Raw genomic sequence first — 24,119 nt, 5'->3', positions numbered from 1 at the left:
GGTCAGGGAGTGATGGTGATGGTGTAGCGGCCGTCTCGGGTGGTGGTGATTCGGGCCGTGTTGTCGCGGGTGTCGGTGTGGGTGCGGCCGGGGCCGGTGACGCGGATGGTCGGGGGCTTGGCGTAGACGTCCTTGGGGAGGGCGATCTCGGTGGGGCCCTGGGCGCCCCGGCGGGTGGTGAAGGTGAGCGTGTAGGTGCGGGTGTCCGGGTTGTAGCCGAAGCTCTCGGGATTGCCGGCCACGGCGCGCGCGTAGGGCTGCACCAGCAGTTTGTTGTTGGGCTTCATCCGGCCGTCGGCGTCCAGCGTGCAGTAGCCGCCGCCGTTGCACCATTGCCAGCCCGCCCAGCCGGTGCCGAATCGGTCCATGGCCGCGGTCATCCGCTTGTAGAACAGCGGGATGTTGGGCAGCGACTGGTCCGGCGGCCCCCACTCCCCCACGATCACCGGGAGTTTGTTCGCCTTCGGGTAGGCGGTGATCGCGGCCTCGTAGTTCTCGATGAAGCCGCCGTCGGGGTCGTAGTCGGCGCCGGTCTCCATCGCGGTCTCGTAGAAGTGCGGGGCGTAGACGACCTTGTCGTCGGTGATCGGGCCGAGCGCGGTGGGCAGGCCCAGGCCGACCACGGGGGTGGGTTCGACCAGGATCCAGTTGCGTCGGTCGACCAGGCGGATCGCGTCGGTGAGCCGGTTCCACATGTCGGTGATCTGGGTCGATTCGAGCCGGGCGGCGGCGGTGGGGATGTCCTCGCCCTCGCGGAAGCGGCCCATCGGCTCGTTCATCAGGTCGTAGCCGAGCACGGCGGGGTGCCTGCCGAACGTGGCGGCGACCTTCATCCACATCTGCGCGTGCGCGCGTCGCAGGTCGCGGTCGTTGTACAGGTGGTCGAAGGCGGCCTGCACGCCGGGCGTGTAGTACTCGGCGAACCAGTCGCCGGGGACCGGCTCGTACGGCAGGCCCTCGTCGCGGGTGGTCCATTCCGGGTTGCCCCGGTGGTCGTTGAAGTACGGGCCGTAGATGTCCTGGTGGGCGTCCAGCACGACCTTGATGTGGTACTTCTCCGCCCAACCGAGGATGCGTTCCATCCGGGCCAGGTAGTCGCGGCTGTAGCGGCCGGGGCTCGGTTCCAGGTCGTCCCAGAAGAACAGCACCCGGGCCAGGTTGAAGCCGCGGTCGGAGAGTTCGCGGAACTGCTTCTCGGTGACGTCCTTGAACGCCTCCGCGCCCCGGTGTTCCTTGTCGCCGATGTTGAAGCCGCGCCACTGGGTGGCCCGGCCGCGCTCGTCGGCGATGAAGGTGCGGTCGCCGACCGTGATCTTGTCCGGCCCGCGGCCGTGCCGGTCCTCCTGCGCGGACGCCGGGGTGGGCAGACCCGCCAGGAGCAGGCCGCCGGTGATCGCGGCGGCCACGTGCAGCCGGGTGCGGGTGGGGACGCGCATGGGACCTCCGTCGAGGTTGCGGATGGGGTGTGTGGGACCCGTGGTGCCGGGACTCTACTGAGCGGTAGTAGCGATTGACAGAGGCGCTCCGCCCCTCGGGCGCTCAGGGTGTCGCCCCGCACGCTTAGGGTGGTCGCCATGAGTGTCAGCCCCTCCGAGACCGCCTCCGACGAGAACACCCCGGCCGTCGAGCCCGCCGGCGACACCGCGGGTGTCGTGGTGCCCGCCCAGGGCGGTGAGCGCGGGCCCCGGCCACCGGTGTCGTTGTCGCCGTCCCGGGCCGCGGACTTCATGCAGTGTCCGCTGCTGTACCGGCTGCGGGTGATCGACAAGCTGCCGGAGAAGCCGAGCGCCGCGGCCACGCGCGGCACGGTCGTGCACACGGTGCTGGAGCGGCTGTTCGACCTGCCCAGCGGCGAGCGCACACCGGAGCGGGCGGTGGCGATGGTGCGGCCGGCGTGGGACGAGTTGCTGGCCGAGCGCCCGGAGTTGGCCGAGTTGTTCGGCGAGGACGTCGCGGGTCTGGGTACCTGGTTGCAGGACGCGGACAAGCTGGTCGAGCGCTACTTCACGCTGGAGGATCCGAACCGGCTGGAGCCGGCCCGGCGCGAGCTCTACGTGGAGACGACGCTGGAGGACGGCCTGATCCTGCGCGGGGTCGTGGACCGGCTCGACGTGGCGCCGGCGGGCGATCTGCGGGTGGTGGACTACAAGACGGGCAAGGCCCCGTCGCCGATGTTCCAGGACAAGCCGCTGTTCCAGATGAAGTTCTACGCGCTGGTGTTGTGGCGGCAGCACGGCCGGGTGCCGCGCCGGTTGCAGCTCGTCTATCTGGGCAGCGGCGACGTGATCACCTACGACCCGGACGAGGGCGAGTTGCTGGCGGTCGAGCGCAAGCTGCGGGCGCTGTGGCAGGCGATCGATCTGGCGACCCGGACGGGCGAGTGGCTGCCCCGGAAGTCGAAGTTGTGCGGGTGGTGCGATCACCGGGAGGTGTGCCCCGAGTTCGGTGGCACACCTCCGGTGTATCCGTTGCCCGTGGTGCCCGCGTAGCCGCCGGTCGCCGCCCCGGTCAGATCGCGCCGGGGCGGACCAGGCCGCTCTCGTAGGCGTAGACGGCGGCCTGGACCCGGTCGCGCAGGCCGAGCTTGGTCAGCACGTGGCCCACGTGGGTCTTGACCGTGGTCTCGCTGACGTACAACTCGGCGGCGATCTCGGCGTTGGACATCCCGCGCGCGACCAGGCGCAGCACCTCCACCTCGCGTTCGGTGAGCATCGCGAGCGTGTCGGGCGTGGGGTCCTCGGCGGAGGGCAGCCGTGCGGCGTACATGTCCAGGAGCCGCCGGGTGATGCTCGGCGCGAGCAGCGCCTCGCCCTCGGCGATCACCCGGATCGCGGTGACCAGGTCGTCGGCGGGCACGTCCTTGAGCAGGAAACCGCTCGCTCCCGCGCGCAGCGCCTCGACCACGTATTCGTCGAGGTCGAAGGTGGTGAGCACGAGCACACGGGCGGTGTTCTCCCCGTCGCGGCCCGATCCGGCGATCCGCCGGGTGGCCTCGACGCCGTCCATGCGGGGCATGCGGATGTCCATCAGCACCACGTCGGGCTGCAGGGCGCGGACCTGTTCGACGGCCTGTTCGCCGTCGGCGGCCTCGCCGACCACGGCGATGTCGGGCTCGGCCTCCAGGATCATCCGGAAGCCGGTGCGCAGCAGTGGCTGATCGTCGACCAGGATGACGCGGATCGTCATGGGCGGGTCTGCTCCAGTCGGTCGGGGGCGACACCGTCCGGCGGGGCGGCGGTGTCGGCGGTGTTCGTGGTGGACAGGGGGATGCGCGCGAGGACCTCGAAGCCGTCCTGGGCCCGGGGCCCCGCGTACAGGCGTCCACCGTAGAGGGAGACCCTCTCACGCATCCCGAGCAGGCCGTGCCCGGTGCGGTCGCCGGTGGGTACGGTGCTGCCGCCTCGGCCGTCGTCGGCGACGCGGACCAGGAGTTCGGTGCGGCTGTAGCGCAGGAGCACGCGGGCCTCGGCGGGGCCTGCGTGCTTGAGCGTGTTCGTCAGGGCTTCCTGGACGATCCGGTAGGCCGCCAGGTCGATGCCCGGCGGCAGCTCGCAGGGGGCGCCCTCCAGGGACAGCTCGACCGGGAGCCCGGCCTCGCGGACCTGGGTGACCAGCGTGTCGAGTTGGTCCAGGCCCGGCTGGGGGGCGTTGTGGCCCTCGTTGGGCCCGCCCACCGCGTCGGTGGTGTCGCGCAGGATGCCGACCAGGCGACGCATCTCCACCAGCGCGCCGCGGCCGGTCTGCTCGACCGCGGCCATCGCCTCCTTGGCCCGGTCCGGATTGCGCGCGACCATCCGCTGCGCGGCGGAGGCCTGCACGGTCATCACCGAGACGTGGTGGGCGACCACGTCGTGCAGTTCGCGGGCGATCCGGCCGCGTTCCTCGGCGATCGCGGCGCGGGTGTCCGCCTCGCGGGTGCGCTCCAGGCGGTCGGCGCGGGCCTCGAGTTCGGCGGTGTAGGCACGCCGGAATCCGACGCTGCGGGCGAACGCCCAGACCGCGAACATCGCGGCGAGGTTGGCGACGATGTCGAGGAACTCCACGTCGCTGTCGCGCAGTGCGAGCCACGCGATGGTGGCGCTCTCGGTGAACGCGAGCGCGCAGGCGGCGGGCACCCGGGAGCGGCCGACCGCGACCGCGTACAGCGCGACGATCTGGCCGATCCCGGCGCCGGCGGATTCGTAGTTCGCGCCGGCCAGGATCAGCCCGGCGACGCTGACCGCGATCAGCACGCGCAGCGAGTGCGCGCCGCGCCACAGCAGCGGGACGGCGGTGAGCACGGCGAGCAGGATGCCCCACACGTCCGGGTCGCGGACGTCGTCGCGGCCGAGTTCGTGGAAGTACAGGCCGCCCACGGCGAAGACCGTCAGCAGCAGCACCAGTGCCAGGTCGAGCACGGTGGGGCGCGGCCAGGGTTGGCGGGTGTCGCGGCGGAGTTCCTGGACGAAGTCGGCCAGGCAGGCCCGTGATCGGGCGAGCCGGGGCACCGATGGGTTCGGTCCGGGCGGGGCTGAGGTCCCGGCGGGGGTGTCCGGGGCTGGGGTCACGGCGCGCACATCTCTTACGGTAGAGCCCTTGGCCGGGGGTTAAGACCCCCCAGGGGCCCGGTCTCGTCCCCTGGGAGGAGCGGTGGGCCGATCTCCTCCTCGGGGCGGAGTCGCGGGCCGTACTCAACGGTGTGGCGGCGCGGGCGAGGGGGTGCGGCGAACGCGAGGGACTTCCCTGAAGCCCTGCCGTTCGCGATCACCAACACTGGACAACACACGGGGAACCCGGAAACGGGAACCGCGGGGATGTACTACGGGGGTAGTACGGGGGTCCGATCCTCTCGGGGTTCGGACGGAGCACGACCGGGAGACCTCTCGGCGGTCACGGGGACGGGGGAAACCGCCGCCGGGAGGTCGACAGGACCGACGGGGAAGCAGTACGGGTCGGAGCACGGGGGCTCCGGCACGGGGGAACGCAGTACACGGGGAAAACGCGGTACCGCAGTACACGGGGGAACGCAGTACGGGGGAAACACGGGGATGTGGGAGCGGACGGGCCTTCGGGCCCGTCCGCTCCCACCTGTTTGTGCCGACGGTGTACGGCGGGGGTCGGCTCCCGACCGCCTCGGGTTCGGCGCGCGAGGTGCGGGGCGCGGCGCGTGGGGGCGCGGCCGGCTCAGCGGGCGACGCGGGAGCGGACCAGTTCGCCCAGGAAGGCCAGGTCGACCTCTTCGAGGGAGTCGACCACGGTGCGCGTCGGCGCGGGCGTGATCGGCGTCATGCTCGGCACCGCCAGCACGACGCAGCCGGCCGCCTCGCCGGAGGCGATGCCGGTGGGCGAGTCCTCGACGACCACGCAGGACCACGGCTGGACGTCCAGCCGGCGGGCCGCGGTCAGGTACGGATCGGGGTGTGGCTTGGTACGGGCGATCTCGTCGCCGGCCAGGGTGAAGCGGAAGTGGTGGGCGCCCAACGAGGGCAGCACCGCGTCGACGATCACCCGCTGGGACGCGGTGACCAGCGCGCACGGCACGCCGGCGTCGTCGACCTCGGCGAGCAACCGTTTGGCGCCCGGGCGCAGGTCCACGCCGTCGCGCAGCGCGGCGACCATGCCGGTGTTGATCCGGTGCTCGAGTTCGGCGGGCGCGACGTCGAGGCCGGAGACCGAGAGCAGGTAGGCGACGGCGCGCTCCATCGGGCTGCCGAGCAGGTGCTCGGCGTGCTGCGCGGTGAGGGTGAAGCCGAGGTCGGCCATGACGGCGGTCTCGGTGGCGAACCAGTTGCGTTCGGTGTCGACCAGGGTGCCGTCCATGTCGAACAGGACCGCCCCGAGGCCGTGGCCCGGGCGTGCTCCGGTCGTGGTCGTGAGCGCTGCCGTCATCGTGTGGCCGCCTCTCCCCCGGTACGGGAAATCGTGGTGTGGATGGGGTGGGTCGATCTCCTCACGCGGGTTCTCCATGGGTGCGATCCGCCGGTTGGCTCCGGCGGGTCCTCGATTGTGCGGCCCCGTCAGGGATTGGGCAACCGCCGAACGGGGTCGTATGCGGAAACGGTGACCGAAGCGGTCACGGCGAGCGGGTTCGCCAGCTCCGCGATCGTGGAGCGCAGCCGGCCGGGGTCGGTGTGCCAGGCGCTGGGGCCCATCGCCACCACGGTGGCGATGGCGGTGTGGTCGAGCGCCATGGTGAAGGTGTGCGTGTGCCGCTCGCGCACGGTGAACCAGGGCGCGAGTTTGGCGTCGATGCGTTCCTGTTTGTCCGGGTCGACCTGGAGCAGGCCGAGCGCGGGCACCAGTTCGGCCAGGTGTCCCGCGGTGGGCGCGGCGACCAGCAGGGTGCCCTCGGCGGCCAGGATCCGGTGCAGTTCGGGCGGGTTGCGCGGGGCGAACACGTTGAGCACCCGTGCCGCGGCGCCGGTGCGTACCGGCAGCGGGCGCCACGCGTCGCAAACGGCGGCGCCCATCCGCGGGTGTGCGCGGGCGGCCCGGCGCAGCGCGTACTTGGAGATGTCCAGGGCCAGCCCGTGCCGCTCGGGCAGCGTGTCCAGCACGTGGGCGAGGTGGTGTCCGGTGCCCGCGCCGACGTCGACGAGGGCGCCGGGCACGGCGCCTGCGCTCGCGGCGGCCAGCGCGTCGCCGATCGGGTCGTAGTGGCCCGCGCCGAGGAAGTCGACGCGGGCCGCGACCATGGCGGCGGTGTCGGCGGTGCCGACCGAGCCGGTGCCGGTGAGCAGGTTGACGTAGCCCTGCTTGGCGACGTCGAAGCTGTGCCCGGCGGCGCAGCGCAGGGTGTGGTCCGCCGCCGCCAGGTCCGCGCCGCAGTGCGGGCAGGCGAGGGTTCCTACGACGTCGCCGAGCATGTGCCTCGTTCTTGGGTGACGGGTGGGCCGGGTTGTCTCAGCGGGCGTTGAAGTAGTTCGCCTCGGGGTGGTGCAGCACGATCGCGTCGGTGGACTGTTCCGGGTGCAGTTGGAACTCCTCGGACAGCTCGACGCCGATCCGCTCGGGCCCCAGCAGGGCGGTGATCTTGGCCCGGTCCTCCAGGTCGGGACAGGCGCCGTAGCCGAGCGAGAAGCGCGCGCCGCGGTAGTGCAGCTTGAGCATGCCGTCGAGGTCGTTCGGGTCCTCGCCCGCGAAGCCGAGTTCGGCGCGCACCCGGGCGTGCCAGTACTCGGCCAGGGCCTCGGCGAGCTGTACGGACAGGCCGTGCAGTTCGAGGTAGTCGCGGTAGGCGTTCTCGGCGAACAGCTTCGCGGTGGCGTCGGACAGGCGCGGGCCCATGGTGGCGATCTGGAAGCCGACCACGTCGATCTCGCCGGAGTCCTCCGGGCGGAAGAAGTCGGCCAGGCACAGGTGCCGGTCGCGGCGTTGGCGCGGGAAGGTGAACCGGGTGCGTTCGTTGCCCGCGTCGTCGAGCACGATCAGGTCGTCGCCCTTGGACACGCACGGGAAGTAGCCGTAGACCACGCCGGCGTCGAGCAGGTTGTCGGTGACGATGCGGTCGAGCCAGTAGCGCAGGCGCGGGCGGCCCTCGGTCTCGACCAGTTCCTCGTAGGAGGGCCCGTCGCCGCCCCGGGTGGGCTTGAGGCCCCACTGGCCCATGAAGGTGGCCCGCTCGTCCAGCCACGAGGCGTAGTCGTTGAGCTGAATGCCCTTGACCACGCGGTCGCCCCAGAACGGCGGGGTGGGCACGGGGTTGTCGACGGCCACGTCCGAGCGGGCGGGCATCTCCTCGGGTTCGGTCTCGATCACCTTGGCGGCGGCCACCTTGCGCCGGCGCAGCGCGGGCAGTTCGACGCCGGGGACGCCGCGCTTGACGCCCATCAGGGCGTCCATCAGGCGCAGGCCCTCGAACGCGTCGCGGGCGTAGCGGACCTCGCCGGCGTAGATGTCGTAGAGGTCCTCTTCGACGTAGGCGCGGGTGAGGGCGGCGCCGCCGAGGATGACCGGGTAGCCGGCGGCCAGGCCGCGGGTGTTCAGCTCCTGGAGGTTTTCCTTCATGATCACGGTGGACTTGACCAGCAGGCCGGACATCCCGATCACGTCTGCGCGGTGTTCCTCGGCGGCTTCCAGGATGGCCGAGACCGGCTGCTTGATACCGATGTTGACCACGTTGTAGCCGTTGTTGGACAGGATGATGTCGACGAGGTTCTTGCCGATGTCGTGCACGTCGCCCTTGACGGTGGCCAGCACGATGGTGCCCTTGCCGTCCTCGCCCTCGACCTTTTCGATGTGCGGTTCCAGGTGCGCGACGGCGGACTTCATCACCTCGGCGGACTGGAGCACGAAGGGCAGTTGCATCTGGCCGGAGCCGAAGAGTTCACCGACGACCTTCATGCCGGCCAGGAGCGTGTCGTTGATGATCACCAGGGCGCTGCGCTCGCGCAGTGCCTCGTCCAGGTCCTCTTCGAGGCCGGCCCGCTCGCCGTCGATGATCCGGCGCTCGAGGCGCTCGTTCAGCGGCAGTGCGGCCAGTTCCTGGGCGCGGGTGGCGCGCACCGACTTGGCGTCGACGCCCTCGAACAGTTCCAGGAAGCGCTGGAGGGGGTCGTAGTCCTCGCGGCGGCGGTCGTAGACCATGTCGAGGGCGACCTCGCGCTGCTCCTCGGGGATGCGCGCCATCGGCAGGATCTTGCTGGCGTGCACGATCGCCGAGTCCAGGCCGGCTTCGATGCACTCGTTGAGGAAGACCGAGTTGAGCACGATGCGCGCGGCCGGGTTGAGGCCGAAGGAGACGTTGGACAGGCCCAGGGTGGTCTGCACGTCGGGGTGGCGGCGCTTGATCTCGCGGATCGCCTCGATGGTCTCGATGCCGTCGCGGCGGGTCTCCTCCTGGCCGGTGCCGATCGGGAAGGTGAGCGCGTCGATGATGATGTCGGAGACCTTGATCCCCCACTCGCCGGTGAGCGCGGTGATCAGCCGTTCGGCGACTCGGACCTTCCATTCGGCGGTGCGGGCCTGGCCCTCCTCGTCGATGGTCAGCGCGACCACGGCGGCGCCGTGTTCCTTGACCAGCGGCATGATCCGGCGAAAGCGCGAGGTGGGGCCGTCGCCGTCCTCGTAGTTGACCGAGTTGACCACGGCGCGCCCGCCGAGCAGTTCCAGGCCCGCTTCGAGCACCTCGGGCTCGGTGGAGTCGAGCATGATCGGCAGCGTGGAGGCGGTGGCCAAGCGGCCGGCCAGGGCCTTCATGTCGGCGACGCCGTCCCGGCCGACGTAGTCGATGTTCAGGTCGAGCATGTGCGCGCCGTCGCGGGTCTGGTCGCGGGCGATGTCGAGGCAGTCGTCGTAGCGGCCTTCGAGCATGGCCTCGCGGAACGCCTTGGAGCCGTTGGCGTTGGTGCGCTCGCCGATGGACAGGTAGGACAGGTCCTGGCGGAAGGGCACCGACTGGTAGAGCGACGCGGCGGCGGGCTCGTGCCGGGGGTTGCGGGGGGCGAGTTCGCGCCCGTGCACGCGTTCGACGACGGCCTTCAGGTGCGCGGGCGTGGTGCCGCAGCAGCCGCCGACCAGGGCCAGGCCGTACTCGGTGGTGAACGTGTCGTGCGCGTCCGCCAGTTCCTCGGGGGTGAGCGGGTAGTGCGCGCCGTCCTTGGTCAGGATCGGCAGGCCGGCGTTGGGCATCGCGGTGACCCCGATGCCGGCGTGCTTGGCCAGGTGGCGCAGGTGTTCGCTCATCTCGACCGGGCCGGTGGCGCAGTTGAGCCCGATGAAGTCGATGCCCAGCGGCTCCAGGGCGGTCAGTGCCGCGCCGATCTCGGAGCCCATCAGCATCGCGCCGGTGGTCTCGACGGTGACCTGGGCGAAGATCGGCAGGTCGATGCCGGCCTTCTTCAGCGCGCGCTGCGAGCCGATGATCGAGGCCTTGGTCTGGAGCAGGTCCTGGCTGGTCTCGATGAGCAGGGCGTGCGCGCCGCCGTCGATCAGGCCGGCAGCGTTCACTTCGAAGGCGTCGCGCAGCGTGGCGAAGGGCACGTGGCCCAGGCTGGGCAGCTTGGTGCCGGGGCCGATCGAGCCGAGCACCCAGCGCGGCCGGTCGGGGGTGGAGTAGTCGTCGGCCACTTCACGGGCGATCCGGGCGCCGGCTTCGGCGAGCTCGTAGATGCGGTCCTGGATGTCGTACTCGCCCAGGTTGCCGAGGTTGGCGCCGAAGGTGTTGGTCTCGACGCAGTCGACGCCGACGTCGAAGTACTCCTTGTGCACGTTGCGCACGATGTCGGGGCGCGTGACGTTGAGGATCTCGTTGCAGCCTTCGTGGCCCTGGAAGTCGTCCAGGCTGGGATCCTGCGCTTGGAGCATGGTTCCCATCGCTCCATCGGCGACGACGACGCGGGTGGCGAGTGCTTCGCGAAGCTGCTGCGGGGTGGCTGTCATGAGAATGCGTCTCCGATGGGTGCGACGGCTGTCGGCTTGCCCGGGTCCGTCGAGACGGATCGGGCCAGAGCGCCAGCTTAATGCGCTCGCCGCGCACGGCCCGGTGACGCGCGGGTGACGTCGCCCACTGGTCACCCGGCGCTCACCCGCGCTCACCGGGCCGTATGCGTCGCGTTCGCCGGGCGTCGCCCGGATTTCACTGTGGGCGAAGTCGACGCGGGCGGGTCTGGCCGAGGGTGCCTCAACCCGTAATGTGGGGACCGTACAGCTCTCGCGGCCTCGGGGACGGGTGCCCGCGGCGCACGGATCCCGGCCACGGCCGGAAGGAGGCACTGGGTGATCGAGCTCGACGACCTGCCCGAGCTGATCGACCCCGTCATGGTGGCCGCGTTCGAGGGGTGGAACGACGCGGGCGATGCCGCTTCCGCCGCGATCGAGCACCTCGACCGGGTCTGGAAGGGCGAGGTCTTCGCGGCCTTGGACGCCGAGGACTACTACGACTTCCAGGTCAATCGCCCGACGATATGGCTGGACGGGGACACCCGGCGGATCACCTGGCCCACCACCCGGCTGTCGGTGGTCCGGTTGGCCGAGCCGCGCCGCGATCTGGTGCTGGTGCACGGCATCGAGCCGAATCTGCGCTGGCGCTCGTTCTGCAACGAACTGTTGGGCTTCGCGCACGAGTTGGGCGTGGAGACGGTGGTGGTGCTGGGCGCGATGCTGGGCGACGCGCCGCACTCGCGGCCGGTCCCGGTCAACGGCACCACGTCGGATCCGGTGGTGGCCGCGAACGTGGGTCTGGAGCAGTCCCGGTACGAGGGGCCGACCGGCATCGTGGGCGTGTTCCAGGAGGCGTGCGCGCACGCGGGGATGCCGGCGTTGACGTTCTGGGCCTCGGTGCCGCACTACGTCGCGCAGCCGCCCTCGCCCAAGGCGACGCTGGCGCTGTTGCGTCGGCTGGAGGATTTCCTGGACGTGACCGTCCCGATGGGCGAGCTGGCCGAGGACGCGCGGGCGTGGCAGGTGGGGGTGGATCAGCTCGCGGCCGAGGACACCGAGGTCGCGGAGTACGTGCGCTCGCTGGAGGCGGCGCGTGACACCGAGGACCTGCCCGAGGCGTCCGGTGACGCGATCGCGGCCGAGTTCGAGCGGTACCTCAAGCGCAAGGGCGATCAGGCCGAGGGGTGATCGGGGCTCGGGTGATCGGGCTTCGGTGTCGGGGCTCGGGTGATCGGGCTTCGGTGTCGGGGCTCGGGTGACCGAGCTCCTGTGATCGGGGCTCCGATGGCCGAGGCTCCGGTGTTCGGAGCAAGGGTGTCGGAATCGGGTATCGGCCTCGGGTGATCGACCCGGGTGATCGGTCCCCGGGGTGGTCAGGCCGAGCGTCGGCGCAGTTCCAGGGTCGCGAGCGGGATGAATCCGCCGGTGCCCGGTTCGGCGGCGGCGTCGGGGCCGGACAGTCGGCGCAGCATGGCCAGGGCGATGCGCTCGCCCTGTGCCTTGGCCCGTTCGGCGCGCGGTCCGGCGAAGCCGCCGTCGACGGTGGCCCGCCACAATTGGACCCAGCGGCCGAAGTGCCGGGCGGTCAGCGGCGCGGCGCGGTGCAGCGTGTGGTGCACGGCGAACGCGTCGCCGCGGTATTCGGCGGTGCGCAGCAGCGCGCGCTCCCAGAAGTCGGTGATCCGGGGCAGGTGCGCGTCCAGGTCGGTGCCGGCGATCTCGGTGAAGTAGGCGCCGATCACCGGGTCGGCGAAGGCCGCGCCGTAGAAGCGGCGCAGGAGCGCGTCGAGGTCGGCGCGGGTGGTGATGTCGGCGCAGTCGGCGCGGGCGGTGTCCGGGCCCGGGTGGGCCTGGTGCGGGTGTTCCCGGTCCGCTCGCGGCGGGTGCGGCGCTTGCGGGTGCGGCGCCGGGTGCGGCGTGTCCGTCTGCGGTTCCCACCGGTCCGGCTCTCCCCCGTTCGGGGCCGCGCGGAGCGTGAGGTCCGTCGGTTCGCGTGTGCCGTCGCCGTGCATGCCCGTCAGTTTAGGCCGCCGGTGTTCTCGGGGGCCGGTGCCGAACGGCCCGTGCGGGTGGGGTCCTGGGACCCCACCCGCGCGGTCTGTGCCGAGTCCGCCGTCCGCGCCGGTGGACGGCGGGCCCGTTCGTGGTGTCGTGACCGGGCACCCCGGTGGGCCCGGCCACGACCTGCGGTCACGAAGCGGTGAAGGCGGCCGCGTTCGTGGCCGCGCCCTCGGGGCTAGCCCAGGCCGCTGTGGATCGCGGACGCGAGTTCGCCATTGGTGGTGTCACCGCTGAACTCCCAGAAGAACGCGCCGCGCAGGTTCTGCGCCTTGGCCCAGCTCATCTTGGAGGTGACGGTGGCGGGGGTGTCGTAGCTCCACCAGTTGCTGCCGCACTTGGCGTACGCGGTGCCCGCGATGGTGCCGGTGCTGGGGCAGCTGCTCTTGAGCACCTTGTAGTCCTCGATGCCCTGCTCGTAGGTGCCCTGGGCGGGGCCGGTGGCGGTGCCGCCGGGCGCGTCCTGGGTGACCCCGGTCCAGCCTCGACCGTAGAAGCCGATGCCGAGCAGGAGCTTGTTCGCCGGAACGCCCTTGGTCTTGAGCTTGGCGATCGCGTCGGAGGAGTTGAAGCCGTCCTTCGGGATGCCGGTGTAGGAGGTCAGCGGCGAGTGCGGGGCGGTCGGACCCTTGGCGTCCCAGGCGCCGAAGAAGTCGTACGTCATCACGTTGTACCAGTCCACGGAGGCGGAGGCGCCTCCGTAGTCGGCCGCGTCGATCTTGCCCGCGGAGGACGCGTCGGCGGTGATCGCCGCGGTGACCAGGTTGTTCGTGCCGAACTTGGCCCGGGTTGCGGAGAGCAGCGTCTTGATCGAGGCCGCGCCGCTGGTGTCACAGGTCAGGCCGCACGCGTTGGGGTATTCCCAGTCCAGGTCGATGCCGTCGAACACATCGGCCCAGCGCGGGTCCTCGACCAGGTTGTAGCAGGACTCGGCGAACGCGGCGGGGTTGGCCGCGGCCTGGCCGAAGCCGCCGGACCAGGTCCAGCCGCCGAACGACCACAGGATCTTGATGTTGGGGTACTTGGCCTTGAGCTGGCGCAGCTGGTTGAAGTTGCCGCGCAGCGGCTGGTCCCAGGTGTCCGCCACGCCGCTGACGCTCTGGTCGGCGGTGAAGGCCTTGTCGTAGTCGGCGTAGGAGTCGCCGATGGTGCACTTGCCGCCCTGGACGTTGCCGAAGGCGTAGTTGATGTGGGTGATCTTGGCGGCCGAGCCGGACGTGACGATGTTCTTCACGTTGTAGTTGCGGCCGTAGATGCCCCAGTTGGTGAAGTAGCCGAGCTTGACGGTGCTGCCGCCGCCGGGGCCGCCACCGCCGCCGGTGGTGTGCACGGTGACCGCGGCACTGGCCGGGCCGGTCTGGTCGACGGTGTCGCGGGCGATGACGGTGTAGGTGTAGTCGGTGCCCGCGGCCAGGCCGCTGTCGGTGTAGGTGGGCGTGGTGACGGTGGCGATCTTGCTGCCGCCGCGCAGCACGTCGTAGTTCTTGATGCCGTGGTCGTCGGTCGCCGCGGTCCAGGTCAGCTTGACGCCGTTGTCGGTGACGTTGCTCGCGACCGGGGTGCCGGGTGCGCCGGGCGGGTTGTCGCCGGGGTTCGTGGGTCCCCCGTCGCAGGATCCGCCGTTGATCTTGCATCCGGTCGGGTTGCCGGGGCCGGTGCCGTTGAAGCCGAAGGTCACCGAGGCGCCGGGGCCGACGGTGCCGTTCCAGCCGACGTTCTTGGCGGTGTAGTGGTCGCCGGTGCGCGTGACGGTGGCGTCCCAGGAGGAGCCGACGGCGGTGCCGGCGGGGAAGTCCCATTCCAGGGTCCACGAGGTGATCGCGGCCGTGCCGGTGTTCTTGATGGTCCAGCTTCCACCGAAGCCGGAGCCCCAGTCGGAGGTCTTGACGAACGTGGCGGTGGTACCGGCGGCCTGTGCGGGGGACGCGAGGCCGACCATCGCTGCCAGGGGAAGCAGCAGGGCGCTGATCATGGCGACAAGGGTGCGCCGGGACAAGGTCGTGCGTCGTTTGGTTCCTGTGCTCAAGGGTGCTCCTCGAGTGGGGCCAGACATACGGGGACGTGGCACCTCCCGGTGGGGAAACGATTCGACTACGGCCCCACCGCAGGTCCAGTGAGAGTAGGAAAGGTCTGGACCACGGGTCAATGGTCTGTACCAAAATGGTCTGGACCAACTGCCTTGCCCGGCACCGCAAATGCCACACGCGGGCCCCGAGGGGCCCGCGTGATCTGGGAGTTCGTCGAACTTGCCAAAATTTTCCGAGGCGCCCGCCCGTCCGTCTTCAGCGCCGGGCCGGGGCGTAAGGCGCGCCGGGCGCGGGCGCGGTGCCGTCCACGGCCGCGCGCCACCGGTCGTGCAGCCACATCTGGGTGCGCCTCCGGGCGGCCCGCTCGTCCCACTGCACGTCCCGCTCGTAGGTGAGCACGGACAGGTCCCCGGCGAGCACCGCCCAGGTGTAGAGCCCGTTGATGTGACGCGCGTTGACCCTCATTCCGCTCACCGAGGTGGCCCGGCCGGCGGGCGTGCCGATGGTCTCGTCGTGCTGGGCGACCCACTGCACGGTCAGCCCCTCGGCGTGCAGCGGATCCACGTGGTGCCAGAACGCCTCGGCGGCGGCGTGCGCCTCCTCGGTGCCGGGCAGCGGACCCTGGCGCGGGCCGTCCAGCCGGGTCCAGCCCAGCAGGGTGCCGTCGGCGCGGTCCACCACCACGCTGGCGTGCGGGCCGCCCGGGTGCGGGTGGGTGGCCGGTTGATGGCGCACGACCACGACGGGGCGTTCGTCGTGCCACGCGTAGTCGAGCGCCGTGAGTATCCAGTTGCGGGGTATCGACAGTCTGCACTTCGCCAGCAGAGCGGCGACGGCGGTGGTGACGTCGGTGTCCCTGCCGGGGAACAGGGTCATGGTGCGTCCTCGCGGTCGTGCGGGATCGGAACGGAATCGAGGTGGATCAGGACGGTGCGGCGGCCGCGGCGGGCGCGGTGGGCTCGCGCACCGGGGCGGGACCGAGGAGCCGGGTCGGGATCTCGGTGCCGCTCGCGTCCGCGGGCGACGCCAGTTTGCCGCACACCTGTTCGGCGCCGCCGGCGAGGGTGAGCCGACCGACCCGCCCGGGGCTCGTCCGCGCGTCGCCGCACCGGTCGGGCGAGCCGGTACCCCGGCCCCGGACGTGGCCGAGGCGCTCGGCGAGGGCGCCGGGCGCCGGGGCGCCGGCCGAGGGCGGCGCACAGGAGATCTGCATGAACCGGACCCTAACGATCGGCGGGCCGGATGAGAACAAGTTCCATCCTTTCCATACGGTCGCGTACGGACATTTGCCCGTGGTTGGGCGAGCTCGTACTTCGTGGGTGCTTCCGTTCGTGTGACGCGGGGCACGAACTCGAGGAAGCCCGTGTGCCGTTCGGCTAGGGTCCGGGCAACCCTGCTCGGGAAGGAGCGCGCGTGTCCTCGACCGTCGACACCGATCTGCTCGTCATCGGCGCGGGCCCCACCGGCCTGTACGCCGCCTACTACGCGGGGTTCCGGGGCCTGCGCACCGCGCTGTTGGACTCACTGCCCGAACCCGGTGGGCAGATCTCCGCGATGTACCCGGAGAAGATGATCTACGACGTCGCCGGCTTCCCGGCGATCAAGGGCCAGGACCTGGTGGACGCGCTGGTCGAACAGGCCGCGCCGTTCGAGCCGAGCTACCTGCTGGGGCACCGTGCCGAGGAGCTGGCGCAGGACGACGAGGGGGTCACCGTCACCTGCGCGAGCGGCCTGGTGGTGCGCGCCAAGGTGGTGCTGATCAGCGGCGGGATTGGCACGTTCAGCCCCCGCCCGCTGCCCGCCGCCGACGCCTTCACCGGCGAGGGGGTGCGCTACTTCGTGCCGCGCCTGGCCGATCTGGCCGGGCTGGACGTGCTGATCGTGGGCGGCGGCGACTCGGCGTTCGACTGGGCGACCAGTCTGGAGCCGATCGCCAAGTCGATCACGCTGGTACACCGGCGGGACAAGTTCCGCGCGCACGAGCACACCGTGCGGCGCGTGCTGGCCTCCACCACCGAGGTGATCACCTCCGCCGAGGTCACCGTGCTGCACGGCGACGGACAGGTCAGCGGCGCGGACGTGGTCGCCAAGGCCGACGGCGCGGTGCGCACGCTCCCGGTCCAGGCGGTGGTGGCCGCGCTCGGCTTCGTCGCGGACCTGGGCCCGATGACGCACTGGGGCCTGGAGCAGCGCAAGCGGCACATCGTGGTGAACCAGGCGATGCGCACCAACCTGACGCGGGTGTTCGCGGCCGGCGACATCGTCGACTACGACGGCAAGGTCAAGCTGATCGCCACCGGGTTCGGCGAGGCGGCCACCGCGGTCAACAACGCGATGACCGTGGTCGACCCCTCCGCGCATGTCTTCCCCGGGCATTCCTCCGATGTTCCCTAGTCGGGCCCGGTCACGGTGCCGGCGCGGCGATATCGCCGCGCCGGCAAACGCATTTCCCGCGCCCGCCCGGGACCGGACTTTCCGGCCGGCCCCGACCGAAAAGCGGAATAGCCACTTGTTGTATCGCCGGATGACTCGATAGGCTCACGCAGTCGCAGATATCGATCCATTCCTGTCGAAGGACGTCATGACGCTCGTGGTGTCGGTCACCGCCTCCACGCCCGGGGTCTCCTCCCGGCGTGTCGAGGCCGTCGCGCCCTGCGGCGCGGCCGTGCGCCGTCCGCGAACTCCCCTGTGCACCCGCCGGCATGTCGATTTCGGTCGCGTGCACAGCTCGGCCTGTCGCACCCGCTGATCCCCGCGGACCGGGCTGCTCCGCCGCCGGACGCCCGCCGACGATCCTTGTGATCGCCGCCGGGCCGTCCGCCCGCCGTTCCACGACCTCCTCCTCGATTCGCCGCGTCCCGCGCCGGCGCGTTTCCTGACGCGTTCGCGTCCGATGCCGCGCGCTCGCGCGAATCGTGGAATATCCCTGCCCGAAATCACGCGCGCCGCCGCGTGAATTCGCCATGCCCGGAGATTCCCATGCGCATTTCGGCATTCACCGCCTCCACTCCCTCTCGAAGACTGCGTCGCGTCGCCGAAGCAGGTGCCGCCGCGGTCGCCCTCGCGCTGCTGGCCGGTGCCTGCGACAACGGCGGCGACCAGGCCGCGAACACCGCGGAGGTCGGCCCGCCGCGGGCCGGCGGCACGCTCACCTTCGCGCTGGCCGCCGATCCCACGTGCCTGGACCCGCAGCAGTTCGGCGCGAACGCGAGCCTGAACGTGGGCCGCCAGATCGTCGACTCGCTGACCGACCAGGACGGCAAGACCGGCGAGATCAAGCCGTGGCTGGCCACCTCGTGGGAGGTGGACCCGCAGGCCACCCGCTTCACCTTCCACCTGCGCCCGGGCGTCACCTTCGCGGACGGCGCGCCGCTGGACGGCGCCGCGGTCAAGGCCAACCTCGACGGCGTGGTCGCGCTGGGCGCCAAGGCCACCATCGCGAGCAGCTACCTGACCGGGTACCAGGGCACCACCGTGCTCGATCCCACCACCGTGCGGGTCGAATTCTCGGCGCCCAGCGCCCAGTTCCTCCAGGCCACCTCGACCATGTCGCTGGGCCTGCTCTCCCCCGCCACACTGGCCAAGACCCCGGAGCAGCGCTGCCAGGGCGACCTGGTCGGCTCCGGCCCGTTCACGCTGCGCTCCTACAAGCCGAACCAGAGCGTGGAGTTGGCCAAGCGGACCGGGTACGGGTGGGGCTCGTCGCTGTTCGCCCACCAGGGCGAGGCGTACCTGGACCGGCTCGTGTTCAAGATCGTGCCGGAGTCCGGCGTGCGGGCGGGCAGCCTGGAGTCCGGTCAGGTGGACGCGATCAGCGACGTGCAGCCGCAGGACGAGGCACGGTTCGCCTCCGGGTACACCGTGCTGACCCGGCCCAACCCGGGCGTCGTGTTCAACCTCCAGGCCAACGTCTCCCGGCCGATCCTGTCCGAGGAGGCGGTGCGGCGGGCGATCCAGAAGGCGGTGAACCGGCCCGAGCTGGCGCAGACCGTGCTCACCCCCAAGTACAAGGCGGCGACCTCGCCGCTGGCCTCGGTCACCCCCGGCTACGTCGACCTGTCCGCGGAGCTGGCGTACGACCCCGAGGGTGCCAAGCGGCTGTTGGAGGAGGCGGGCTGGAAGACCGGCTCGGACGGCATACGGGCCAAGGACGGGCGTCGGCTGAGCGTGGATGTGATCTTCGCGCCGCTGTTCAACGCGAGCCAGTCCGTCCTGGAGCTGGTCCAGCAGGAGTTGCGCAAGGTCGGCGTGGACCTGCGGCTGCGCAAGCTGGCCGCCGGTGAGCAGAACCAGGTGCAGAGCGCGGGCGACTACGACTTCGCGTACTACAACGTCACCCGCGCGGATCCGGACATCCTGCGCACGCTGTTCGGTACCAAGACGGTCAACCGGCTCAAGATCGCCTCGGGCGAGCTGGACGTCGTGCTGGACGACCAGGCGCAGAACCTGAACCCCGCGCAGCGCGACGCCAAGGTCGCCCAGGCGCAGCGCATCGTCGCCGAGCGCGCGTACGTGATCCCGCTGTTCGAGTTGTCCCAGGTGCACGGGCTGGGCCCGAAGGTGCACGGGCTGGGCTTCGAGGCGTCCTCGCGCCTGCAGTTCCACGACACGTGGGTGAGTGGCTGATGCGCGGGTATCTGGTGCGCCGCGTGCTCCAGGCGGTGGTGGTGTTGTGGGCGGCGTTCACCGTCTCGTTCGTGGTGCTGTATCTGCTGCCGGGCGATTCGTTGTCGATCAAGCTGGGTGGTCTGGAGGGCACCGCGACGCAGGCGCAGATCGACGCGGTACGCGCGGCGCACGGCCTGGACGATCCCCTCTACGTGCAGTACGGGCACGCGTTGGGCGACGCGCTCACCGGGGATCTGGGCACCTCGGCGCAGACCGGGGCGCCGGTGGCGCGCACGATCGCGGACGCGTTGCCGCAGACCCTGGCGTTGACCGGGTTCGCGATGGCGCTGGCGGTGTTCGGTGGTGGCGCGTTGGCGCTGGCGGCGACGTTCACCCGGTTGCGGGCGCTGCGTCAGGTGTTGTTGTCGTTGCCGGCGATCGGAATCTCGATGCCGGGCTTTTGGGTGGGGTTGCTGCTGGTGCAGGTGGTGTCCTTCCAGTGGGGGATGCTGCCGGCGCTGGGCAACGACGGCTTCGAGAGCCTGGTGTTGCCGGCGATCACGCTGGCGCTGCCGGCCGGCGCGATGGTCGCGCAGGTGTTGGCGAAGAGCATGACCACGGCGCTGGAGGAGCCGTACGTGCAGACCGCGCGGGCCAAGGGGGCGGGCCGGCTGCGGATCCATCTGCGGCACGCGTTGCGCAACGCGTCGCTGCCGGCGTTGACGCTGGCGGCGGTGGTGACGGGGAACGTGCTGGTGGAGTCGGTGGTGGTGGAGACGGTGTTCTCCCGGGCCGGGGTGGGCCGGCTGACCGCGGCGGCGGTGGACACCCAGGATCTGGCGATGGTGCAGGGGGTGGTGCTGCTCGCGGCGGTGGTGTTCGTCACCGTCGCGCTGGTGGTGGATCTGCTGTATCCGGTGCTGGATCCGCGTGTGGGAAGGACGGTGTGACGATGGCCGTGGCTTTCCCGACGGGGGTGCTGCCCGCGGCGCGCGGGCACGCGCGGTTCGTGCTGCGCCGTCCCGGGTTGACGTTGTCGCTGGTGGTGTTCGTGCTGGTGCTGCTCGCGGCGCTGTTCCCGGGGTTGTTCACCGACGGGGACCCGTTGGTGGGCACGCCCCGGGACAAGTTGCGGGGGCCGAGCGCGGAACACTTGTTCGGTACCGATCAGCTCGGGCGCGACCTGTTCACCCGGGTCGTGTACGCCAGTTCGTTGTCGCTGCGGGCCACGTTCGTGGCGGTGCTGGTGGCGCTGGTGGTGGGCGGGGGGCTCGGCTTGTTGTCCGGGTTCTTCGGCGGGTGGTTGGACGACGTGGTGATGCGGGTGGTCGACGTGTTGCAGGCGATCCCGCGTCTGTTGTTGTCGCTGGCGCTGGTCGGCGCGTTGGGCTTCGGCACCACGAAGGTGGCGATCGCGGTGGGTGTGGCCAGTGTCGCGGGCTTCGCCCGGGTGATGCGGGCCGAGGTGTTGCGGGTGCGTTCGTCGGTGTACGTGGAGGCGGCGCGGGCGAGCGGGGTGCGTTCGGGCGCGGTGCTGGCCCGGCATGTGTTGCCGAACGCGTCCGGGCCGGTGCTGGTGATGGCCGCGTTGGAGTTCGGCATCGCGATCCTGTCCGTGTCGGCGCTGAGCTTTCTGGGCTTCGGTGCGCCACCGCCGACCCCGGAGTGGGGCGTGTTGGTGGCCGATGGGCGCAACTTCGTGGCCACGGCGTGGTGGTTGACCACATTTCCCGGGCTGGTGATCGCGGCGACGGTGTTGTCCGCGAACCGCATCTCGCGGGCCTTGGACGGAGAACGGAGGCAGGACCGATGAGGGAGACGAGCAAGGGGCTCGCCGGCGATTCCCCCGTGCGGGAGTCCGAAGTCGCGGGTGTGGGACGGGCGCCGGCCGCGTTGTCGGTGGTGGCGACCTCGGTGGACCCGCTGTTGGAGATCCGGGGGCTGCGGGTGTCCTACCGCACCTCCCGCGGCCCGGTGGACGCGGTGACCGCCGCCGACCTGAGCGTGGCGCCCGGTGAGGTGGTCGCGGTGGTGGGCGAGTCGGGTTCGGGCAAGAGCACCACCGCGCACGCGATCGTGGGGTTGTTGCCGGCCGGCGGCCGGGTCGGCGCGGGTCGGGTGTTGTTCGAGGGCCGTGACCTGTTGACGCTGCGCGAGCGCGAACTGCGGAGGGTGCGCGGGCGATCGATCGGGTTCATCCCGCAGGACCCGATGCTCTCGCTCAACCCGGTGCGGCGGATCGGCGATCAGGTCGCCGAGGCGCTGATCGTGCACGGTCTGGCGAGCGGCAAGGAGGCGGCGCAGCGCGCGGTGGCCGCGCTCGGCGAGGCGGGCCTGCCCGAACCGGAGGTGCGGGCACGGCAGTTCCCGCACGAGTTGTCCGGTGGCATGTGCCAGCGGGTGCTGATCGCGATCGCGCTGGCCTGCCGGCCCCGGCTGGTCATCGCCGACGAGCCCACCAGCGCGCTGGACGTCACCGTGCAGCGGCGGATCCTGGACCACATCGACGAACTCACCCACGCGCACGGTACGGCGATGCTGCTGATCACCCACGATCTGGGGGTGGCCGCCGACCGCGCGCAGCGGGTGGTGGTGATGTCCCAGGGCACGGTGGTCGAGCAGGGGCCCGCGGCGCGGATCCTGACCGATCCCGAACACCCGTACACCCGGCAGCTGATCGCGGCGGCGCCGAGCCTGACCACCCGTCGGGCCCGGCCGCGTCCGGTGCGCGAACCGGTGCCGCGGGCGGAGCCGTTGCTGACCGTGACCGGCTTGGTCAAGGAGTTCGCGCTGCCCCGGACCAAGGAGGGCGCGCGTACTCTGCGCGCGGTGGACGACGTGTCGTTCACGGTGCGTCGGGGCGAGACGCTGGCGCTGGTGGGCGAGTCGGGTTCGGGCAAGTCGACCACGGTGCGGATGATCCTGGGCCTGGAGACGCCGACGGCGGGTCGGGTCCTGATCGAGGGGCGGGAGGTGACCCGGCCCGGGCGCGGCGAGTTGCGCGCGCTGCGCAGGCGGATGCAGTTGGTGTACCAGAACCCGTATGCCTCGCTGGATCCGCGCTTCACCGTCTCCGAGATCGTCGAGGAGCCGCTGCGCGCGTACCGGGTCGGCACTCGTGCGCAGCAGCGGGCCCGGGCGGCGGCGTTGATCGACCAGGTGGCGCTGCCCGAGGGCGTGCTGCGGCGCAAACCGGCCGAGTTGTCCGGCGGTCAGCGCCAGCGGGTGGCGATCGCCAGGGCGTTGGCGTTGGAGCCGGATCTGGTGGTGTGCGACGAGCCGGTGTCGGCGCTGGACGTCTCGGTTCAGGCGCAGATCCTGGAGTTGCTGGGCCGGCTCCAGGACGAGTTGGGGATCAGCTACCTGTTCATCTCGCACGACTTGGCGGTGGTGCGCCAGATCGCCGACCGGGTGGCTGTGTTGCGGGCCGGTCGGCTGGTCGAGAAGGGCGCGTGCGAGCAGGTGCTGTCGGCGCCCACGCACGCGTACACCCGCGAGTTGATCGCGGCCATTCCCGGGCGTCGGCGCCCGCAGCCGTTGGGAGCGGTGTCATGAGGTTCGCCGTGTTCACGTTGGGCGCCAACGCGCCACATCCGCTCACCGGGCATCGGGCTCCGGCGCACGAGCAGTTGGCGGAGTTGGTCGAGACGGCGGCACTGGCCGAGGAGTTGGGCTTCGACGCGTTCGGGGTGGGTGAGCGGCACGGTGAGCCGTTCCTGTCCTCGGCGCCGCCGGTGATCCTGGCGGCGGTGGCGCAGCGCACGTCGCGGATCCGGCTGTTGACCACGCTGACGGTGATCAGCGTGTTGGATCCGGTGCGGGTGGCCGAGGACTACGCGACGCTGGACCAGTTGTCCCGGGGTCGGCTGGATCTGATGGTCGGCAAGGGCAACGACCCGCGCCATTTCCCGCTGTTCGGGTTGGTGGAGGACGATCAGTGGGAGCTTCAGGAGGAGAAGTTCGAGCTGTTGCGCAGGTTGTGGAGCGAGGAGAAGGTCACCTGGTCCGGGCGCTTTCGCAGTCCGCTGCATGAGGTCACCACCTATCCGCGGCCGTTCCCGCGTGCGGACGGGCGGGCACCGGTGATCTGGCACGGCAGCGCGACGAGCCGCGCGTCCACCGAGTTGGCGGCCAAGTGGGGGGATCCGCTGTTCACCGCGAACGGCTTCCATCCGATGGCCAAGTACGCCGACCTGATCGACCACTACCGCGAGCGCTGGGCGGCGTACGGGCGTGATCCGGCGGACGCGGTGGTCGGGTCGGGCGCGGGCGGCTGCTATGTGGCGTCCACGTCGCAGGAGGCGCTGGCGCGCTATCGGCCCTACTACGACGCGTTCGCCAGGTCGGCGGCGGCGCAGCACAATCGTTCGCCGTTCACGTCGTTGGAGGACAACGTGGCGAACGGGCCCGCTCTGGTGGGCAGTCCGGCGCAGATCGTGGACAAGATCGGCCGCTACCACGCGGCTTACGGGCATCAGGTGCAGGCGATCGGGACGGAGGGGCTCGATCGCGCGGAACGGCGGGCGGTGCTTGAGCTGTTCGCGGGCGAGGTGGCTCCGGCGTTGCGTGCGGCGATTCCTTCGCGGGTGTGGGATCGGGCTGCCTGAACGCGGGGGAAGGGGGCGGGGGTTGGGGCTCGGTGGGGTTTGGGCGGGTCGGGCTTGGGCCCGGCGGGTGTGCGTGGACGCCCGTTCGGGATCCCGGGGTCGGTCGCGCATGGGCCCGGCGGGTGTGCGCGTGGACGCCCGTTCGGGATCCCGGGGCGGGTCGCGCGTGGGCCGGGGCGGTGTTCCTGGACGCCCGTCCGGCCCCCGGGGCGGGGTCGGGCGCGGGTGGTGCCGAGGGGGTGGGTCCCGATGTGGCGGCGATCGGTGCGGGGCTCTTGCGGGGGGCTGTCTCGAGCGCGAATAATCACGAGTCATGGACGGCTGCGTGTGTCACGCGGGCCCCCGCTCGGGATTGCCCGGGGCGCGGGTCCTGATTGCCGTTCACCTTCTGATCCGCCGCCACATCGACTTCCTGCGCGTGTGCAGCGCGAGTTGTAGCGCGGTCTGAGTTCCACGCCAC

General features: G+C 71.3%; 18 protein-coding genes. 8 read left to right on the top strand and 10 right to left on the bottom strand.

Features of this window, described 5'->3' with window-relative positions; all coding sequences use genetic code 11:
• Nucleotides 1-2 precede the first annotated feature (2 nt).
• A complete protein-coding gene (locus ACIBSV_RS43430) occupies nt 3-1,436 on the bottom strand; it encodes a cellulase family glycosylhydrolase (protein ID WP_395873008.1) in 1,434 nt (477 codons plus the stop codon).
• 138 nt (nt 1,437-1,574) lie between these two features.
• Here ACIBSV_RS43430 and ACIBSV_RS43425 point away from each other — a divergent pair, with 138 nt between their 5' ends.
• Complete coding sequence (locus ACIBSV_RS43425) at nt 1,575-2,489, top strand: RecB family exonuclease (RefSeq protein ID WP_395873007.1); 915 nt, start codon at nt 1,575-1,577, stop codon at nt 2,487-2,489.
• A gap of 19 nt (nt 2,490-2,508) precedes the next feature.
• Here ACIBSV_RS43425 and ACIBSV_RS43420 read toward each other — a convergent pair whose 3' ends face one another.
• From ACIBSV_RS43420 to metH, 5 genes are all read right to left on the bottom strand, one after another.
• Nucleotides 2,509-3,186, bottom strand: a complete 678-nt coding sequence (locus ACIBSV_RS43420) for a response regulator transcription factor (protein WP_020552051.1) — start codon at nt 3,184-3,186, stop codon at nt 2,509-2,511.
• Nucleotides 3,183-4,487: a sensor histidine kinase gene (locus ACIBSV_RS43415; protein WP_395873006.1), complete on the bottom strand. Its 1,305-nt coding sequence runs from the start codon at nt 4,485-4,487 to the stop codon at nt 3,183-3,185. The genes ACIBSV_RS43420 and ACIBSV_RS43415 overlap by 4 nt, the downstream gene beginning before the upstream one ends.
• 676 nt (nt 4,488-5,163) lie before the next feature.
• Nucleotides 5,164-5,868, bottom strand: a complete 705-nt coding sequence (locus tag ACIBSV_RS43410) for an HAD family hydrolase (protein WP_395873005.1) — start codon at nt 5,866-5,868, stop codon at nt 5,164-5,166.
• Nucleotides 5,869-5,996: 128 nt separating this feature from the next.
• Nucleotides 5,997-6,845, bottom strand: coding sequence for a putative RNA methyltransferase (locus ACIBSV_RS43405; RefSeq protein ID WP_395873004.1), 849 nt, complete (start codon nt 6,843-6,845; stop codon nt 5,997-5,999).
• Between the two features lie 37 nt (nt 6,846-6,882).
• Nucleotides 6,883-10,359, bottom strand: coding sequence for a methionine synthase (metH, locus tag ACIBSV_RS43400; protein WP_395873003.1), 3,477 nt, complete (start codon nt 10,357-10,359; stop codon nt 6,883-6,885).
• A gap of 336 nt (nt 10,360-10,695) precedes the next feature.
• Between metH and ACIBSV_RS43395 the strand changes: the two genes are divergently transcribed.
• The gene (locus tag ACIBSV_RS43395; RefSeq protein WP_395873002.1) at nt 10,696-11,547 is read left to right on the top strand and encodes a PAC2 family protein; all 852 of its coding nucleotides are present in this window, start codon (nt 10,696-10,698) and stop codon (nt 11,545-11,547) included.
• A 185-nt stretch (nt 11,548-11,732) separates the two neighbouring features.
• Here ACIBSV_RS43395 and ACIBSV_RS43390 read toward each other — a convergent pair whose 3' ends face one another.
• From ACIBSV_RS43390 to ACIBSV_RS43375, 4 genes are all read right to left on the bottom strand, one after another.
• Complete coding sequence (locus tag ACIBSV_RS43390) at nt 11,733-12,371, bottom strand: group III truncated hemoglobin (RefSeq protein WP_395873001.1); 639 nt, start codon at nt 12,369-12,371, stop codon at nt 11,733-11,735.
• Between the two features lie 224 nt (nt 12,372-12,595).
• Nucleotides 12,596-14,389: a glycosyl hydrolase family 18 protein gene (locus ACIBSV_RS43385; RefSeq protein WP_395873000.1), complete on the bottom strand. Its 1,794-nt coding sequence runs from the start codon at nt 14,387-14,389 to the stop codon at nt 12,596-12,598.
• A gap of 310 nt (nt 14,390-14,699) precedes the next feature.
• Nucleotides 14,700-15,320 carry a hypothetical protein gene (locus ACIBSV_RS43380; protein WP_395872999.1) on the bottom strand — a complete coding sequence of 207 codons (621 nt, stop codon included), beginning with the start codon at nt 15,318-15,320 and terminating at the stop codon, nt 14,700-14,702.
• Between the two features lie 46 nt (nt 15,321-15,366).
• The gene (locus tag ACIBSV_RS43375; protein WP_395872998.1) at nt 15,367-15,657 is read right to left on the bottom strand and encodes a hypothetical protein; all 291 of its coding nucleotides are present in this window, start codon (nt 15,655-15,657) and stop codon (nt 15,367-15,369) included.
• Nucleotides 15,658-15,857: 200 nt separating this feature from the next.
• On the opposite strand from ACIBSV_RS43375, the gene ACIBSV_RS43370 reads away from it, so the two are divergent.
• The 6 genes from ACIBSV_RS43370 (at nt 15,858) to ACIBSV_RS43345 (ending at nt 23,659) form a co-directional block, all read left to right on the top strand.
• The gene (locus ACIBSV_RS43370; RefSeq protein ID WP_395872997.1) at nt 15,858-16,838 is read left to right on the top strand and encodes an NAD(P)/FAD-dependent oxidoreductase; all 981 of its coding nucleotides are present in this window, start codon (nt 15,858-15,860) and stop codon (nt 16,836-16,838) included.
• A 585-nt stretch (nt 16,839-17,423) separates the two neighbouring features.
• Complete coding sequence (locus ACIBSV_RS43365; RefSeq protein WP_395872996.1) at nt 17,424-19,070, top strand: ABC transporter substrate-binding protein; 1,647 nt, start codon at nt 17,424-17,426, stop codon at nt 19,068-19,070.
• On the top strand, nt 19,070-20,002 hold the full coding sequence (locus ACIBSV_RS43360; protein WP_395873037.1) for an ABC transporter permease: 933 nt from the start codon (nt 19,070-19,072) through the stop codon (nt 20,000-20,002). The genes ACIBSV_RS43365 and ACIBSV_RS43360 overlap by 1 nt, the downstream gene beginning before the upstream one ends.
• A gap of 2 nt (nt 20,003-20,004) precedes the next feature.
• A complete protein-coding gene (locus ACIBSV_RS43355; protein ID WP_395872995.1) occupies nt 20,005-20,865 on the top strand; it encodes an ABC transporter permease in 861 nt (286 codons plus the stop codon).
• Entirely contained in the window at nt 20,862-22,607 is a 1,746-nt protein-coding gene (locus ACIBSV_RS43350) for a dipeptide ABC transporter ATP-binding protein (RefSeq protein ID WP_395872994.1), read from the top strand. Before ACIBSV_RS43355 ends, ACIBSV_RS43350 begins: the two co-directional genes overlap by 4 nt.
• Nucleotides 22,604-23,659, top strand: a complete 1,056-nt coding sequence (locus ACIBSV_RS43345; protein WP_395872993.1) for an LLM class flavin-dependent oxidoreductase — start codon at nt 22,604-22,606, stop codon at nt 23,657-23,659. The genes ACIBSV_RS43350 and ACIBSV_RS43345 overlap by 4 nt, the downstream gene beginning before the upstream one ends.
• The last annotated feature ends 460 nt before the right edge of the window (nt 23,660-24,119 follow it).

This window comes from Embleya sp. NPDC050154 (genome assembly GCF_044460165.1).
GTDB lineage: Bacteria > Actinomycetota > Actinomycetes > Streptomycetales > Streptomycetaceae > Embleya.
This window is presented reverse-complemented; position numbering and strand designations above follow the sequence as displayed.